At 28.8% G+C, this 15,993-nt stretch carries 16 protein-coding genes; 8 read left to right on the forward strand and 8 right to left on the reverse strand.

What is annotated here, in order from left to right; all coding sequences use genetic code 11:
* Positions 1 to 22: 22 nt before the first annotated feature.
* The 6 genes from GQS58_RS01610 to GQS58_RS01635 all read right to left on the reverse strand — a co-directional run bounded on the left by GQS58_RS01610 (position 23) and on the right by GQS58_RS01635 (position 6,740).
* Positions 23 to 997 carry an acyltransferase family protein gene (locus GQS58_RS01610; protein ID WP_166382195.1) on the reverse strand — a complete coding sequence of 325 codons (975 nt, stop codon included), beginning with the start codon at positions 995 to 997 and terminating at the stop codon, positions 23 to 25.
* A gap of 108 nt (positions 998 to 1,105) precedes the next feature.
* Positions 1,106 to 2,305 (reverse strand): OmpA family protein, encoded by a 1,200-nt coding sequence (locus GQS58_RS01615; RefSeq protein ID WP_166382197.1) that lies wholly within the window; start codon positions 2,303 to 2,305, stop codon positions 1,106 to 1,108.
* Between the two features lie 50 nt (positions 2,306 to 2,355).
* Positions 2,356 to 3,984: an acyl-CoA carboxylase subunit beta gene (locus GQS58_RS01620; RefSeq protein WP_166382199.1), complete on the reverse strand. Its 1,629-nt coding sequence runs from the start codon at positions 3,982 to 3,984 to the stop codon at positions 2,356 to 2,358.
* 199 nt (positions 3,985 to 4,183) lie between these two features.
* Positions 4,184 to 5,029 carry an ABC transporter permease gene (locus tag GQS58_RS01625; protein ID WP_166382201.1) on the reverse strand — a complete coding sequence of 282 codons (846 nt, stop codon included), beginning with the start codon at positions 5,027 to 5,029 and terminating at the stop codon, positions 4,184 to 4,186.
* Between the two features lie 134 nt (positions 5,030 to 5,163).
* On the reverse strand, positions 5,164 to 6,060 hold the full coding sequence (locus GQS58_RS01630; protein WP_166382204.1) for an ABC transporter ATP-binding protein: 897 nt from the start codon (positions 6,058 to 6,060) through the stop codon (positions 5,164 to 5,166).
* Positions 6,061 to 6,236: 176 nt separating this feature from the next.
* Complete coding sequence (locus GQS58_RS01635) at positions 6,237 to 6,740, reverse strand: plasmid pRiA4b ORF-3 family protein (protein ID WP_166382206.1); 504 nt, start codon at positions 6,738 to 6,740, stop codon at positions 6,237 to 6,239.
* 71 nt (positions 6,741 to 6,811) lie between these two features.
* Here GQS58_RS01635 and GQS58_RS01640 point away from each other — a divergent pair, with 71 nt between their 5' ends.
* A complete protein-coding gene (locus tag GQS58_RS01640; protein WP_166382208.1) occupies positions 6,812 to 7,228 on the forward strand; it encodes a PaaI family thioesterase in 417 nt (138 codons plus the stop codon).
* Between the two features lie 13 nt (positions 7,229 to 7,241).
* Positions 7,242 to 8,291 (forward strand): chorismate-binding protein, encoded by a 1,050-nt coding sequence (locus GQS58_RS01645; protein WP_205860356.1) that lies wholly within the window; start codon positions 7,242 to 7,244, stop codon positions 8,289 to 8,291.
* A gap of 191 nt (positions 8,292 to 8,482) precedes the next feature.
* On the opposite strand, the gene GQS58_RS01650 is transcribed toward GQS58_RS01645, so the two are convergent.
* Together GQS58_RS01650 and GQS58_RS01655 are read right to left on the reverse strand one after the other, a co-directional pair.
* Positions 8,483 to 8,860: a PUR family DNA/RNA-binding protein gene (locus GQS58_RS01650; RefSeq protein ID WP_166382210.1), complete on the reverse strand. Its 378-nt coding sequence runs from the start codon at positions 8,858 to 8,860 to the stop codon at positions 8,483 to 8,485.
* A gap of 81 nt (positions 8,861 to 8,941) precedes the next feature.
* Positions 8,942 to 10,696 (reverse strand): ABC transporter ATP-binding protein, encoded by a 1,755-nt coding sequence (locus tag GQS58_RS01655; protein WP_166382212.1) that lies wholly within the window; start codon positions 10,694 to 10,696, stop codon positions 8,942 to 8,944.
* 195 nt (positions 10,697 to 10,891) lie between these two features.
* On the opposite strand from GQS58_RS01655, the gene nusB reads away from it, so the two are divergent.
* From nusB to GQS58_RS01685, 6 genes are all read left to right on the forward strand, one after another.
* Positions 10,892 to 11,830: a transcription antitermination factor NusB gene (gene nusB / locus GQS58_RS01660; RefSeq protein ID WP_166382214.1), complete on the forward strand. Its 939-nt coding sequence runs from the start codon at positions 10,892 to 10,894 to the stop codon at positions 11,828 to 11,830.
* A gap of 51 nt (positions 11,831 to 11,881) precedes the next feature.
* Entirely contained in the window at positions 11,882 to 12,346 is a 465-nt protein-coding gene (locus GQS58_RS01665) for a DUF1573 domain-containing protein (RefSeq protein ID WP_166382216.1), read from the forward strand.
* A 5-nt stretch (positions 12,347 to 12,351) separates the two neighbouring features.
* The gene (gene yajC / locus GQS58_RS01670; RefSeq protein WP_166382218.1) at positions 12,352 to 12,672 is read left to right on the forward strand and encodes a preprotein translocase subunit YajC; all 321 of its coding nucleotides are present in this window, start codon (positions 12,352 to 12,354) and stop codon (positions 12,670 to 12,672) included.
* A 105-nt stretch (positions 12,673 to 12,777) separates the two neighbouring features.
* Positions 12,778 to 13,716 (forward strand): CdaR family protein, encoded by a 939-nt coding sequence (locus GQS58_RS01675; protein ID WP_166382219.1) that lies wholly within the window; start codon positions 12,778 to 12,780, stop codon positions 13,714 to 13,716.
* Between the two features lies 1 nt (position 13,717).
* Positions 13,718 to 14,314 (forward strand): dephospho-CoA kinase, encoded by a 597-nt coding sequence (gene coaE / locus GQS58_RS01680; RefSeq protein WP_166382220.1) that lies wholly within the window; start codon positions 13,718 to 13,720, stop codon positions 14,312 to 14,314.
* 103 nt (positions 14,315 to 14,417) lie between these two features.
* Positions 14,418 to 15,986, forward strand: a complete 1,569-nt coding sequence (locus tag GQS58_RS01685) for a sensor histidine kinase (RefSeq protein WP_166382221.1) — start codon at positions 14,418 to 14,420, stop codon at positions 15,984 to 15,986.
* The last annotated feature ends 7 nt before the right edge of the window (positions 15,987 to 15,993 follow it).

Here is a 15,993-nt window from a genome sequence, read left to right on the forward strand (position 1 = left end):
TTATTATTTATGATAATAATCATTAATTAAATTTCTTAATTTTTAATAATAAATAGAGGTCTTTTCTTGAGCCTAAAAAAAGAGCTCTTGTAATAGTAAAACTCTTAAAAATAAAATAAAATAAGCATGAAATACCTGTTATTATAAATAAGGTTATAAAAGTATTTATATTCAAATCATTATTTTTTAGATAAATATATATAGGTTGATGCAAGAACATAATTATAATTGATCTTTCTCCAATGTATTTTAATGGATAAGACATGAAATTTATTTTTTGTATTCTTTTTGAGAATTCAATGATAAAAAAAATAAGACCTAAAGACAGTATAAAACTAATAAAAGGTATTCCGTAATTAGTTGATTTCATATCATAGATAACATTATTTTGAAAGTATGCAGAGATTAATGCTGCAATAAATAAAATAGAAAGAATTATTTTATTTATCGAATAGTTTAATTGTTTAAATAGATATCCTACATAAAAAAAAGGAATGGCAGCAGCAGCAACATTCGCATTCCAAGGAAGTCTAAAAGAAGGGTAAAACTCAGAGTTTATGTAGCTACTTATTAAAAATAAAAACACAATAAGTGCAATTTTTTTTTTAGAGTTTATTTTGTGAATAATTAAATTAAAAAGTTGTTGGGTTAAGAATAGGCAGGTTATAAACCAAAAGGCTATTAAACCGTTATTAAGAAGTTGGCCTCCATAAAGTGCTTTTAAAATATATTTTAAGATATTTTTACCTGCTGGATATGGATATTCTATAGGATATAGAATAAATAAAAAGACAAAATAAGGAAGAAGTAATGATATTGTTTTTTTTAGGAAAAAATCTTTTTTGTTTTGCTTTTTAAATAAGAATCCAGAGATAAAGAAGAAAAGTGGCATGTGAACCAAAAAGATTAAATCTGTAGTATAACCGCTGCTAATATGTCCTAGAACAACAAAGGTTATACCAATTCCCTTCAAAATATTAACCCATGTATATTTCATTTATTATTTTTAAAACTCACATATTAAAATTAATTAATATGTGAGCTATTAAGATGTTTCTCTATTTTAAAAAACGATTACTAATTTATTTTTTTGAAGGTCTTTTCTTTATTTCTTTACAAAAGCAACACGTCTGTTGTTTGCTTTCTCTTCAGGAGTACTATTACTATTTAAAGCTTCTGCTTTTCCTTTACCAATAACGGTTAATCTTTCTGTCTTTATTCCTTGCTCTACAATAGCTTGTTTTACTGCATTTGCTCTTTCTTTAGATAATTTTAAATTAATAGCATCTGCGCCTTCATTATCAGTATAACCAACAATATCAAAATTCCAATCAGAATTATCTTTTAAAATTGATACTATTTTGTTAATAATTCCTAAAGAAGGTTTCTTAATTTTAGCTTTTCCGCTGTCGAAGATAATTCCGTTAGTTACGTATTTTCCTTCGGTAATAATTCTCTTATACATTTCTCCACCTCCATGAGCAATTCTAACATTTTTTAAAGCAATATAGGGATGCGCTTTCTTACTTCTAGTAAGGCAAATTAGTTCTAAACCAAAAACGGTTGGTTTTACATCAAAATTTGGTAAGTTAGAAATTCTTTTAGAGTCGTAATACATTTTGTACTTTCCCTTATAATAAGATATTGAAATATGATGCCATTCATTTTGAGCGCCAATTGCAATGTTTTCAATTTTAAATTCGCTATTAGATGCCCAACCAAGTAATTTATCTGAATTTACATTAAACCTAACTTGTACGTCTTCGTACTGAAACTTAGGTGTAAAATGTATGTTTTGACTCATCCACCAAATTTTTTCTTGTCTAAAATTAGGTATTAAAAGATCATATTCTATGGTAAATTCATCACCTAGATAATCTGTACTTTTCATTAACGGAGTAATTGTGTTTCCGTCTTTAGACATTAAAATTATTACTTTTTCTCCATTTAATCTAGCTACTTCAGCGCTTCCTTTTATCAAGTCCCAACGAGCAGGGAATTCGCCAATTTCTTCTGTTTTTAAATCATCATAAAAGATAACATCTTCTCCAGGTACAAAACGAAAGTTTCTCCATAAATTAGGGGTATCATTATTTGCTATTTCATGTTCTTCATCATCATTTTCTATGCTCTGATTATCTGCAGTGGTTTCTCCGTTAATCGTTTTATCAATTTTGTCTTCTGCACCTTTTACAAGTGCATCTTCAGCTTTCTTTTTAAGTCTTTTCCATAATTGAGCTTCACTATTTTCTGTAAAAGCAAAAATCATTAGTAGTGTTAAAAATAAGTTTGTAGTTTTCTTCATAATCAATTTATAGTTGTTTTTTTTTAAATCAGTCAAAATTACACAAAAAACTACACTTGTAGAATTCCCATATTAAATTGTTTTGTAATAGGAGCGTGGTTTGCGGCTTCAATTCCCATAGAAATCCAATCTCTAGTTCTTAACGGATTAATTACAGCGTCTGTCCAGATTCTGGCAGCGGCATAATAAGGTGAAATTTGCTTGTCATAACGCGATTTTATTTTATCGAATAGCTCAGCTTCTTTTTCTGGTGTTATTTCTTCTCCACGTTTTTTAAGTGATGCCGTTTCTATTTGTAATAATACTTTAGCGGCAGAGTTACCACTCATAACAGCTAATTCTGCACTTGGCCACGCAACAATTAACCTTGGGTCGTATGCTTTACCACACATGGCATAATTACCTGCTCCGTAAGAATTACCAATAACAATTGTAAATTTTGGGACTACAGAATTACTTACTGCATTTACCATTTTGGCACCATCTTTTATAATTCCGCCATGTTCAGATTTAGAGCCCACCATAAAACCGGTAACGTCTTGTAAGAAAACCAACGGTATTTTTTTCTGATTACAGTTAGCTATAAAACGGGTAGCTTTATCTGCGGAATCGTTATAGATAACGCCTCCAAATTGCATTTCTCCTTTTTGTGTTTTTACTAATTTACGTTGATTGGCAACAATACCTACTGCCCAACCATCAATACGTGCATAACCGGTTAAAATGGTTTTTCCGTAGCCTTCTTTGTATTGTTCAAATTCAGAATTGTCTACCAAACGCTTAATGATTTCTAACATATCATATTGCGCGTTTCTTTCCTTCGGAAGGATTCCGAAAATATCATCTTCATTTTCTTTTGGCGGAAAAGCTTCAGTTTTACTAAAACCTGCTTTGTCATAATCACCAATTTTATCAATAATAAATTTTATTTTATCAAGCGCATCTTTATCGTCTTTAGCCTTGTAATCTGTAACTCCAGAAATTTCACAATGTGTAGTTGCACCGCCCAAAGTTTCATTGTCTATAGATTCGCCAATAGCAGCTTTAACAAGATAACTTCCAGCAAGAAAAATACTTGCAGTTTTATCTACTATTAAAGCTTCATCACTCATAATTGGTAAGTAAGCACCACCTGCAACACAACTTCCCATAACGGCAGAAATTTGTGTAATTCCCATACTGCTCATAATAGCGTTATTTCTAAAAATACGACCAAAATGTTCTTTGTCTGGAAAAATTTCATCTTGCAAAGGCAGATAAACACCTGCAGAATCTACTAAGTAAATAATTGGCAATCTATTTTCTATGGATATTTCTTGAGCACGTAAATTCTTTTTTCCTGTAATAGGGAACCAAGCACCTGCTTTTACAGTAGCATCGTTTGCAACAACAATACATTGTTTTCCTTTTACGTATCCCATTTTTACAACTACACCTCCAGAAGGGCACCCTCCATGTTCTGCATACATATCTTCACCAGCAAAAGCTCCAATTTCTATAGATTTAGAATTGCTATCTAAAAGATAATCAACTCTTTCTCTTGCCGTCATTTTGCCCTTTTCATGCAGTTTGTCAATTCTTTTTTGACCACCACCTAATTTTACTTTGGCAAATCTTCTTTTTAGATCTGATGCTAACAATTTATTATAATCTTCGTTTTTATTGAAGTTTAAATCCATAGAATTTTATTTCTTAATTTGTGCTAATTTAAGAAATATTCTTATGATTAAAAATGATAAAAAAAAAGGTTGTTTAAAAAGTATTAAATCATGTTATAGAACACTTGTTTCAGCAGAATAACTAACTGTAATGACAGTGTTATAAATTTATTTATCTGATAATGTTATTTTTAGTATTACCAAATATGTTTAAAAAGTATTATAAGTCTCTCTTTTTTAACAAAGCATAAGAAAGATAAATAAATATGAACGACCAGAAACAAACAATTAATATTGAAGAAAAATGGACATCGTAGCTTTTTGTGAAATTTTCTCCTATTTGGCTGGCTACAGACCTTACAGCACCTAACCTAGAAAATGGCTCTTTTATTAAGTTAGATATAGACTCTAAAGGTAAAAATTGCATAATAGCATCTACAGATTCGGTTGTTTTATCTGCACCTCTAAAAGTCCAAAATAGATAGCCTTTAAACATACTTTCTATGATAAGCCAAACTACCATGGCACCAACAGCAAAGGCAGATCGTTTTACTAAAATTCCAAAAAATAACCCCATAGAAAAGAAACCAATTAATTTTATAAAGAAAGCTAATAAGTAGATTAAATCTGTTGTAATTATTGAAAATTCATTGTAGTCTGAATAGACCAATCCTAAAATTAAAGAAACTACAAATACAAAAATGGTTGAAATTAAAGCAAATACAACTACGGTATAAAATTTAGAGAGTATAAATTCTTTTTTACTTAAACCATCAATTAAATTTTGCTTTAAGGTTTTATAACTATATTCATTAGCCATCATAGAAACAATAACTAAGAGCAAGAAAAACTTTAAAATAGAAGCCATATAGGTGTTAAAATGCCAGATGTATGGAAAATTAAAAATACCCATATCTGCTAAATGGAATTTAATTGGTCCAATATCAAATTTTATGGCAGCAATTAATGCAATAGAGGTAAGTAAACCAAAGTAAATAAGGGATAATACTTTACTGGCACTGTTGTGTTTTAATTTATGAAATTCTATAGTTAGTAGTCTTAACATTTTTTACTATGTATTTTTAGTTATAATTTTTTTTGGTTATTATTTTTTAAACGCAAAGTTCGCAATGTTTTACGCCAAGGTTACAAAGTTTATTTTTCTCCGCGAACTCTGCGCTTATCTTTGTGTCTCTGCGGTTAATTTTTAGTTAAATCTAAAAATTGTTGCTCTAAACTAGGTTTGCGTTTAACTAAATGAGATAAAAGAATTCCTTTTTTAAATAGAAATTCATTTATTTCTGTTGCTGAAATTTCGCTGTTTAAAGTAGCTATTATCGTTTCGTGATCTTTACTTATTTTACCAATTGCAGGATGTTCTTCTAAAAGAGCCATTAATTTATCTTCGTTCGTTTCTACTTTTAGTTCGAACAAACCATTAGAAGCTGTCATTTCATCTACACGACCTGCGTATAATTTTACACCATTTCTAATTACAACCACATGAGAGCATACTTTTTCTACTTCGTCTAATAAGTGAGAAGCTAATAAAATAGTAGTTCCGTTTGCGGCAATATTTTGTATAATCTGACGAATTTCATGAATTCCTTGTGGATCTAAACCATTTGTAGGTTCATCTAAAATTAAAATTTCAGGATCATTTAATAGGGCAGAAGCAATAGCCAAACGCTGCTTCATCCCTAAAGAAAACGTACTAAACTTGCTATCTCTTCTGTCGAAAAGGTTAACTGTTGTAAGTTTCTCGTTAATTTTTTCTGTTGATATTTCTTTTATCTTACAAATTAAAGCTAGGTTTTGAGTAGCCGTCATGTAAGGATAAAAATTAGGTCGCTCTATAATTGCACCTACTTTTTTTAAGGCTTGATGTGTAGTTAGTTTTCCGTTAAACCAAGAAAACTCTCCAGAAGTTCTGTTTACAACATTTAAAATAATACCTAAAGTGGTAGATTTTCCACTTCCGTTAGGACCTAAAATTCCGTAGACATTTCCTCTTTCTATATCAAAAGAAAGATTGTTTACTGCGTGAACTTTTCCGTATTTTTTATCGAGATTTTTAAGTGATAAGATAGTTTCCAAAGAAATTGATTTAGTCGATTATATTTGTAAGACGACCAAATTACAATTTTGTTACAACAAATAAGTCAGCAGTTTTAAGTTGGCTGTAATCAGTCAAGTTCAGAATGGAAATAATTGACTTAAATATAATTACTAACGACTTAAAAAAATACTGTAAATTGTTACTGAATACTAAATTAATATTCAGTAAAATCGTAATCATCATCAAAATGACCAAATTCATCATCAATATCTTCTTCGTCACCAAAACCATCATCTAATTTTTCAGCAACAAATTCTTTTTCAGGAGCTTCACTTGGTATTTCTCCAACAGTTAAAATAATTTGAGGTAAATTTTCTTTATTCTCTGCAGAAACTTCGATTACTTCAACGTAGAAAGTCCACATTTTTAAGAAATCGTACACATAAATTAGTTTATCACCTTCCTCTGGTAAAGTTTCATTTAAAATACAAGTTTTCATAGAAATACCTTCGCCAATCTCTTCCATATTAAACAACGGAATCTCTTCTCCTTGTTCCCATTCATCATCAGTTCTATAAAAAGAAGCCATTTCTCTACCTCCAAAACCAAAGGCTTTAGCAATTGTGGCATGTAAATCTTCTAAGTTTAAGTTGTTGTCAACCAAAATAGTTCTGATTACATCTTCTTTTGTGTCTAAAATTACGCGTATTTTGTACATGAAATGGATTAATTTTTCTGCTGCAAAAATACAAAATTTTATATGTACTTTTACCATATAATTAGAATGATATGGATACAGTTGCAATTTTAAAAGCGTTTAATGAGAGTTCTAAAAACACATTAATGGAAACTCTTGATATTGAATATGTTGCTCTTGGTGATGATTTTTTAACAGCAAAAATGCCTGTTAATTCTAGGGTGCATCAGCCTTACGGACAATTACATGGTGGTGCAACGGCGGCTTTAGCGGAAAGTGTTGGTAGTGCAGCTTCTAACTTTTTTATAGATAGTAAAACCCAGTTTGTAAACGGAATTCAATTATCTATAAACCATATAAAAAGCAAGCTAGAAGGCACTGTTTATGCAACAGCAACTAATATTCATAAAGGTAGAACAACGCATTTATGGGAAGTTAAAATTGTTGATGAAAATGGCGATTTAATTTCAGTTGCTAAAATGACCAACATTGTTTTAACAAAGAAATAAAAAACCCAACACATTGAATATTCTTTTTAATAAAATTGAAGAAAATTACAAAAGACATATCCCTTTTGTAGCGTATAGAAAACCGAATACAGAATCCGTAAATGGATTTTTTTTGAAGGATGATCAACTTTGTTTCACAACCAAATTTACAGAAACAGGATTTGTTTTTGCTCCTTTTAATTCTGAAGAAAAAGCTGTTTTATTTCCTTCTGAAAATGCAGATTTTATCAGTGAAAATATTTTAATGGAAGAAAATTTTTCTTTGAATGAACATTTTTCTGATGCTATTAATACTGATAAAGAAAAACATCTTCACTTGGTAGAAAAAGCGCTAGATGAAATAAATAATAACGAGCTTATTAAAGTAGTTGTTTCAAGAAAAGAAGAGGTTTTGTTAGATGAGTTTGATGTCCTTCTTACTTTTAATAAATTATTAAAAACATACACAAATGCATTTGTATATGTTTGGTTTCATCCAAAAGTTGGTTTGTGGTTTGGTGCCACCCCAGAAACACTTTTAAATATTAGCGGAAACACTTTTAAAACGATGTCTTTAGCAGGGACTCAGGTTTTTGAAGGTTCTGATGAGGTTGTTTGGAAAAATAAAGAATTAGAAGAGCAGCAGTTGGTTACTGATTTTATTGAGAGTCAATTAAAACCAATTTCTAGCAATCTTAAAGTAAATAAGAAAGAAACTGTAAAAGCAGGGAATTTGTTACATTTAAGAAGTAAGATAGAAGGGGAGTTAAATAATGGCTCTAATTTAAAAGCATTAATTAGAGGTTTGCATCCAACACCTGCTGTTTGTGGTTTGCCAAGAGAAAATGCTGAGGAATTTATTAATAGAAATGAAAACTATAAAAGAACATTTTATAGTGGTTTTTTAGGCGAATTAAACATTGCAAATAAAAGTTCATCGCTTTTTGTGAATTTAAGATGTATGAGTGTAGCAGATAAAACAGCTTCTATTTATGTTGGTGGCGGAATTACAAAAGATAGCTCTGCAAAAAAAGAGTGGGAAGAAACCGTTGCTAAAACAAAGACGATAAAGAAAGTACTTTAATTTATAAATTAAGGTTGCCTTTTAGGGATAAATACAACCAGAAAAGAAAATTTAGAGTAAAAAAATAAAAAACCGCAAATAGTAAATTTGCGGTTTTTTTGTGTAAACTTGAATTAAAATATCTTTAACATATTTTTTTGTTCCTATTTTAGTCTGCTCAATTAAGGGAATACAAAAACAGTCTGTAATTATTATATATCTTCAAAAGAAACATCTGTAAAACTCTCTGTAGATTTAACTTCATCAGTAGTTTCAGTTCCTTCTTCCTTTTTAAAATCTTTTTGGTGACGCTCACTAATTACTTCGCTACCTTTTTCATTTAAAATGTAATCGGTTGCTTTACCTAACATTTCTTGAAAATCTGTAAAATCTTCTTTATATAAGTAAATTTTGTGTTTTTGGTAATGGAAAGATCCATCATCATGTGTAAACTTTTTGCTCTCGGTAACAGTTAAGTAGTAATCATCTGCTTTTGTTGCTCTTACATCAAAAAAGTAAGTTCTTCTTCCTGCTCTTAATACTTGTGAAAAAATTTCCTCCTGTTCAACTCTCTCTGCTCTCTCTGCCATAATTCTTGTAAAATAGTAATTATAATATTTTTTTTATACTTAACAAATCTAACAAAATATTTTATGTAGCAAGGTTAAAGATTAAATTTCTTTTTCTAAAAGTTGTTGGTCATACAAATCTTTGTAGTAACCGTCTATGGTTATTAGTTGATTATGAGTTCCTTGTTGTATGATTTCTCCTTGGTCTAAAACAATAATTTTATCGGCATTTTTGGCCGAAGAGATTCTGTGACTAATTATAAAAGTGGTAATATTTTTAGATATTCTTTCTAAATTAGAAAGGATTTTTTCTTCAGTTTCTGTGTCTACAGCAGACAAACAATCATCAAAAATTAAAATTTTAGGTTTTTTAATAATTGCTCTAGCAATAGAAACACGCTGCTTTTGTCCGCCAGAAAGCGTTACACCACGTTCTCCTAAAACTGTTTTGTATCCGTTAGGGAAATCGATTATGTTTTTATGTACATCTGCATTTTTAGCTGCAGCAATAATCTCTTCCTCTGTGGCATCTTCTTTACCAAATTTAATATTGTCTTCTATACTTTCAGAAAATAAAAATGGATCTTGAGGTACAAAACCAATCTGACTTCTAACAGCATCTAAATTAGCTTCTTTTATAGGGATGTCGTCTAATAAAATAGTTCCAACTTTTGTGTCGTACAACCTAGAAATTAATTCTATAATGGTAGATTTTCCAGATCCTGTTTTACCTAAAATAGCAATTGTTTCTCCAGATTTAACAGAGATGTTAATGTTTTTTAGAGCCGTTATATTGGTGTCATCATACGTAAAAGTAACATCTTTAAACGTAACATTTCCTTTTAATTCTATTGGTAAATTGCTGCTATTTTGTATTTCTGGTACATGTTGTAAAAACTCATTAATTCTAGCTTGTGAAGCTTCTGCTTGCTGCACCATAGAAGTAACCCAGCCTACAACAGCTACTGGCCAAGTTAAAATATTTACATAGAGCATAAACTCTATAATAGTACCTATTTGTATTTCATTTGCAATATATAATTGACCTCCAACATATAATACCAATAAGTTGCTAATACCAATTAAAAAGACCATCAACGGAAAAAATAATGCATTTGCTTTTTGCAGATGTATGTTCTTTTCCTTGCTTTCATCTGCAATTTCATCGAAGTCTTTTATTATTGATGCTTCAATTCCGTAAGATTTAACCACATTAATTCCTGAGAAAAACTCTTGGTTAAAAGTGGTTAATTTTGATAAATATTGCTGAACAATTGTACTTCTTTTATGTATTACTTTACTTAAAACAAATATTGAAATCGATAATAATGGAAAAGGAATTAGAGTGTACATGGTTAGCTTCACATCAATATTCATCATCTGTGTAAAACCAACAAACAGCAAAACGATCATATTAATGGTATACATAACAGCAGGCCCTACATACATTCTTACTTTAGAAACATCTTCAGAAATACGATTCATTAAATCTCCTGTTCTGTTTTTTTTGTAGAAATTAAGTGACAACCTTTGGTATTGTTGATAAATTTCGTTTTTTAAATCGAATTCTATCAATCTAGAAGTAACAATAATAGTCTGCCTCATTAAAAAAGTAAAAAAACCAGATAATATAGCAACCCCTATAATAAGAAGTACATTTATTAATAATTGATGCTGTACGTCTTCTAAATCAGTAACGATTCCGTTTTGGTAGTCTTCAACAATATTTAAAGAATCTCCTACTATTTGAGGAATCTTTAAAGCTAAAAATTTGGCTAAAATAGTTATTAATAAACCTATTAATAATCGCCATTTATATTTAGAAAAATATTTATTTATGTGTCTTAGTTCCTTCAATGAATATTGAATTTTTAAAAAAAATAAAATTACAATTATTATAATATCGAAAAATTATTTTTTTGTTAAAAAAGTAAAAGCGCAAAGATACAAGATTAAGGATAGAATTAATTCTTAAAAAAGAATAAAAAGGTAGTCGAATAAAAGTAAAATAACACTATTTTTGCACCCAAATTTATATAAGTTCTTTAGAAAATGATTAACAGGAGACATATTCGAGTTAAAGTGATGCAATCTGTGTACGCTATGTTACATTCTTATAATGATGATATCATTAAAGAGGAAAAATTTTTAAAACATAGTATTTTAAAAATGTACGATTTGTACGTTTTAAACCTACAGTTATTGGTAGAAGTACAGAAGTTAGCAGCTAAAAAAATAGCACTTTCTAAAAAGAAAATTCTTGCTACCAAAGAAGATTTAAACCCAAATAACAAATTTTTAAACAATAAACTGATAAATACCATCGCAGAAAGCGCAAGTATAGAAGGTTATGTTGAATTAAATGATTTAACAAATTGGGAGGAAAATGATGAGTATGTGAAAATTATTTTTGAAAAATTGCAAAATAGCGATTTGTATAAAAAATATTTAAGTACAGAAGAAGATTCCTATAAAATAGACAAAGCTTTTGTAATTGATTTCTTTAAAGAAATTATTGCACCAGATGACAAATTAGGAGAATATTTTGAAGACACAATGATTTCTTGGTCAGACGATATTCCTTTTGTTAACACTTGGGTTGTAAAAACGTTAAGCAAGCAGAAAGATAATACTATTTTTGTGTTAGGTAAACTATACAAAGACAAAGATGATGAAGAGTTTGTATCTAAAATGTTTAAGAAAACAGTTTTAAATAATACAGAATACGAATCTATTATAGAAGAAAAAACACCTAACTGGGAAACAGATAGAATTGCAGACATGGATATGATTCTTATAAAAATGGCTGTTTCAGAGTTTTTAAATTTCCACTCTATACCAACCAGAGTTACTATTAATGAATATATAGAAATATCTAAAGATTATTCTACAGAAAAGAGTAGCTATTTTATTAATGGTGTCTTAGATAAAATTTCTAAGGAATTTATAGAAAGTAAAAGAATTGTTAAAATAGGTAGAGGATTACTTTAAACTATTGTTTTATATAAATTATTTATTATTTTTACTTAAAATTAAACCATAATGAAAAAAATAACAATCTTATTAGCATTTGTAGTTACAGCATCTTTCTTTACAGCTTGTAAAGATGGAGGAAATGCCGTTAAAAAAGTAAATCAAGAAAATTTAGAGAACGCTGCTTCTAGAGATATAGAAATTAAAAAAGGAACCGCTTTAATTTCATTAGATAAAACAATCTATGATTTTGGTACTGTAAATGAAGGAGACTTGGTAGAAACTACTTTTGTGGTTACCAATTCAGGTAAAACAGATTTAGTAATTACAAACGCCCAAGGTTCTTGTGGTTGTACAGTTCCTACTTGGCCAAAAGCACCAATTAAACCGGGTGAAACAGGTAACATTGATGTGAAATTTAATACAAATGGTAGACCAAATAGACAACAAAAAACAGTAACCTTAACAACAAATACAGAAGCTGGTAGGCAAGTATTAACTATTAAAGGTTCTGTAACACCAAAAGCAAAATAAAAAGTATGTATACTGTAATATTTTTACAAGAAGGAATGAGTGGTAGTTTAATGAGTATGTTGCCTTTTTTAGCAATTATTGTGGTGTTTTATTTCTTTATGATAAGACCGCAAATGAATCGTCAGAAAAAGGAAAAAGCTTTTCAAGCTGAAATTAAAAAAGGCGCTAAAGTGGTTACTTCTAGTGGTATTCATGGTAAAATAGCCGAAATTAACGAAGCAGAAGGTACTATAACAATAGAAACAGGAGCAGGGAAAATTAAGTTTGAACGTTCTGCCGTTTCTATGGAATTAACAAACAAAAAATTAACACCAGCTAAAAAATAAATACTAGTTAATTTAAAATATTAAGTGAGCTTTGTCTTTTTAGATACAGCTCACTTTTTTGTTAACAAGCTTTTGTGTAAATTGCATTAAAATTTATTTACTACCTTGATAAAGAATAGAAAAATAGCAAAAAGTTTTATTAGTTTTTTAATTGCCTCTATTTTAATGTGGTTTTTAATTACTCTATCTAGAGAGTATACTACTAGTATCACTTTTCCTGTAAATTATAAAAATATTCCTCAAGATAAATTATTACAGAATAAGCCTATAAAAGAAATAGATATTATTGTAAAATCTACTGGTTTTAATCTTATTAGATCTGGTTTTGGAGATAAAACAATTACTTTAAATGCAAACAGTTTGCATAAAAAATCTACTGGTAGCTATTATTTTTTAACAAGAAATCAGGTTAGCACAATTCAAAAACAATTGCACTCAGGACTAGAGTTGCAAGAAATTGTTTTAGATACCATATATTTAGACATTGGTACTTTAACCTCTAAAAAAGTAGCCTTAAAACCAAATTTAGAAATTAAATATCAAATTGGCTACGATATTTTAGAACCAGTAAGCGTAAAGCCAGATAGCATCTTAATTTCTGGTCCAGAAACTCAAATAAATAAAATAACATACATAGATCTAAAGTTATTAAAATTAGATAATATTCGAGAAGATTTTTCTAAAAAAATAGAAATTGTATTGCCTAAAAATTTAGGGAATATTAAGTTTACATCTAAATTTACAACCATTAGTGGTAAAGTAGAAAAGTTTACAGAAGGTACTTTAGAAGTTCCGTTTACAATAAGTAACCTTCCAAAAGGGGTAGAGTTAACAACGCTTAATAAAACTGTAGAAGTAGTTTATGTAGTAGGTCTTTCTAACTTTAATAAAATTGATAAAAACTTTTTTGAAGTAGTTTGTGATTACAATGTTTCTAAAGATAATAACCTGGGGTATTTATTACCTAAAGTAATAGGAAAACCAGATTATGTTAAAAGTTTTAAAGTGATACCTAATAAAATAGATTTTTTAATTCAGAAATAAAATGGTTGTAGGTTTAACAGGAGGTATAGGAAGCGGTAAAACGACAGTCGCTACTATTTTTGCCAAATTTAATACTGTTGCTATTTATAATGCAGATTTAGAAGCTAAAAAGTTAATGAATGCTTCTCCAATAATAAAATCTAAAATTATTGAAGAATTTGGAGTTGAATCTTACCTAGACAATCAATTAAATAGCTCTTTTATTGCCAACCTTGTTTTTAATGATAAAAGCAAATTAGCTGCGTTAAATTCTATCGTACATCCAGAGGTTAAAAAACATTTTCAAGTATTTGTAGATCAAAATGTAGACAAAGAATATGTTTTATATGAAAATGCCATTCTTTTTGAAAGTAAAAGTAATTTAAAATGCGATATTATTATTTCTGTATATGCACCTCTTAATATTAGAATAGAAAGAACAATGCAAAGAGATAACAGCTCTAAAACAGCGGTAAAAAACAGGATAAAAAACCAATGGTTAGAGGATAAAAAATTACTACAATCTAACTATGTTATTACCAATTTAAGTAAAGAAAACACTCTTTTTCAGGTTCTTAAAATCCATAATATTTTAACAAAAAAGAAGGCCTCAATTTAATTTTATTCAATAATATTGTTAAAAGACTCTTAAACTTAAAGTAAAGTTGTTAATTTAGGTTAAAAATCATAAAATCAATTTTTGAAAGCCGTAACTTTGACGTATGGGTAAGAAAATGTTTGTTCTTATTGTGGTTTTAATGAGCATTTCCTTAATAGGAATTATTGCTGTACAGGTGTTTTGGATAAACAATGCTGTAGCAAGTAAGAATGAGCAATTTAAAAATGATGTTCAAAAATCTTTGAGTAGTGTAACCCAAAGAATAAATGACAAAGAAGAAGCTTCTTTTGATAAAAAAATGGAAGGTTTCTTTGACAATGTTGGTTTGGCCAACGATGCCCAAATAAGAAATTACCTTTTTCAAGAAATAGATACCATCACTAAAGAGCGTTTTTCTATAGGAACAACTTATTTAGAAGAGAATTTTAAATTACCAACAGAATTTTTAGACAATGATTCTATCATTGTAAAGAGAGTAACGGGAAAACAAGATTTTTTTCATTCTAGATTAATTAAAGGAGTAGACAATGCTTTTTCTTCTACAGACGAAAATAGATATTCTTTTACTAAAAGATTTAAGAAAATAGAAAGTGCTTATAATTCGGCATACTTTGATGACTATAAAAAAATAACACCTCTTCATCAAAGAATAAGTAATAACGATTTAAATAATACCATTAAAGAAGAGTTAGAAAACCGAAATGTCTATTTAGATTTTAAATATGGGGTTTACAGTAAAGATGGTTTAGCTACAAAATTAAAATCAGGATATTATACAATTAACAAAAACGAAAGTTACCCATATCCACTCTTTTTTAATGCAAATGGTGAGGTAGAATATGAGTTATACGTAACTTTTCCTTCTAAAGATAAACACATACTTTCTGGGCTTTCGAGTATTTTAGTACTTTCATTGTCTTTTATTTTTATCATTATAATAGCTTTCTCTAGTTCTTTATATCAACTAATAAGACAAAAGAAAATATCAGAAATAAAAACTGATTTTATAAATAATATGACGCATGAGTTTAAAACACCAATTGCTACCATTAACCTTGCTTTAGACTCTATTAAGAACCCAAAGATTATTAATGATAACGAAAAAGTGTTACGTTATGTAAAAATGATTAGAGACGAAAATAAAAGAATGCACTCTCAAGTAGAAAACGTCTTAAGAATATCTAGGTTAGAAAAAAATCAGTTAGATATTAGTAAGGAAACTATTGATATGCACGACACAATAGAAGATGCAATTACACACGTAAGTTTGCTAATTGCAGATAGAAAAGGAACCATAAATACACATTTTGAGGCAATTATTACAGAAATTCCTGGTAACGAATTTCATTTAACAAATGTAATTGTTAACATACTAGAAAATGGTTTAAAATATTCTGAAGGAGCACCAAAAATTAATGTGTACACAGAAAGTGCTAACAAATTCTTTATCTTTAAAATAAAAGATGAAGGAATAGGAATGAGTAAAGCTGTTCAAAAACAAGTTTTTGATAAGTTTTATAGAGAACAAAAAGGAAACATACATGATGTAAAAGGCCATGGACTTGGTTTGGCGTATGTAAAAGAGATTGTAGAAAAACATCATGGTACTGTTTTTGTAGAAAGTGAAAAAGGAAAAGGAAGTACATTTACAGTAAAATTACCTTTAATTTAAAAACATA

It is taken from the genome of Polaribacter sp. 11A2H (assembly GCF_011379025.1).
Classification (GTDB): domain Bacteria; phylum Bacteroidota; class Bacteroidia; order Flavobacteriales; family Flavobacteriaceae; genus Polaribacter.